Source organism: Protofrankia sp. Cr1 (assembly GCF_963555865.1).
Classification (GTDB): domain Bacteria; phylum Actinomycetota; class Actinomycetes; order Frankiales; family Frankiaceae; genus Protofrankia.
Genome location: NZ_CAUVXO010000557.1, coordinates 1 through 1,161, shown reverse-complemented (window position 1 = coordinate 1,161; position 1,161 = coordinate 1). Strand labels below are relative to the sequence as shown.

Annotated in this window: 1 protein-coding gene and 1 pseudogene; both read left to right on the top strand. The window is 74.3% G+C overall.

The features are described 5' to 3' along the window. Positions 1-593, top strand: a pseudogene (locus U9980_RS25725) (ATPase); the annotation flags it as partial. Then, positions 586-1,161 (top strand): molecular chaperone DnaJ (locus tag U9980_RS25720; protein ID WP_322770292.1); only part of this gene is annotated, 576 nt, incomplete at its 3' end. The pseudogene U9980_RS25725 and the gene U9980_RS25720, both read left to right, overlap by 8 nt.

Below are 1,161 nucleotides of genomic sequence, written 5' to 3'. Positions count from 1 at the left end.
CCGGACGGCTGTCCGGACCGTCGGACGAGCCGGCCGCGCGGACCCGGGTCGGTTTCAGCCTCGCCGACCTGCTGACCCTGCAACGCGCTGTCGCCGACATCGACCTGACCGCTGTGCGCGGGTCGTTCGCCCGCATCGTGCGCTCGTTGCGCGCCGAGGGCGTCGCCTTCTCCGACCGGCGCGCGGTGAAGGCGCAGAAGACGTTTGCGGCGTCCGCGCTGCTCGCCGGACGCGCCGCCGCCGAGCTCGCCGATCTGGCTCCGCTCGTCCACCTGTGGACGAACCCGCGGGACGAACAGACGATGCGCCGGATCGCCGCCGACGCAGGCGTTCCCGTCGACCAGCCGGGCCACACCGTCCGCAGCCTCGGCGAGCTGCGGATCGACCTCACCGAGCTGGTCGGCCAGCGCGAACGGGTCGCCGGGGCCGAGGAGTTCAAGGAGCTGCTGCGGCGCGGTCAGCGGCTCGCCCTGGAACTGCGCCGCGAGCATCCCGACGCCCGCGACCTGCTCGCCGGCGTCCAGCAGCATCAGCGGGAGACGCTGACCATCTTCCGGGAACGATTCGCCGAGGAGGGGCTGGTCGATGTGTAACCCACGTCGGGTCCGCGTCCGCGCCACCCGTGATCTGACCGACGCGTGGGAGCAGGAGGTCCGCCGCCAGGTGACCCGGCGTGGGCAGGCCGTCGGGGACGCGCGGGTCCGCGAGCCGCTGGGCAGCAGCATCGGCGCGCCCACCCTGGCCGCGCTGACCGGCGTCCTCGCCCGCACCGACGGGTGGGAACGGGACGGCGAGTCGTTCCGGCACGCCCTCGACGGCGGCTACCTGCTCTACCATCCCGCTACCCGCGAACTGGAGATCGTCGCGGAGGTTGCCGCCGAGGTGGCGGCGTCCGCCGAAGTCGCCACCGTCGTACGCGGACAGCTCGCCGAAACCGTCGAAGGTGAGGGCGAAGGCACCTACTACGACGACAACTACGGCGGCCGGACGGAGACCCACGCGCGCCGGGACGCCGAACGCAACGCCGCCCAGGCCGTCGATGCCCAGGTCGACGCGCTGCTCGCCGCCGCCCGGGCGCAGGCCGACGACGCCGAAGGCACCGCTGTGGAAGCCGCCGCCGCGGCCCGCGCGGACGCCGCTTTGGCGCAAGCCGCGCCCGCC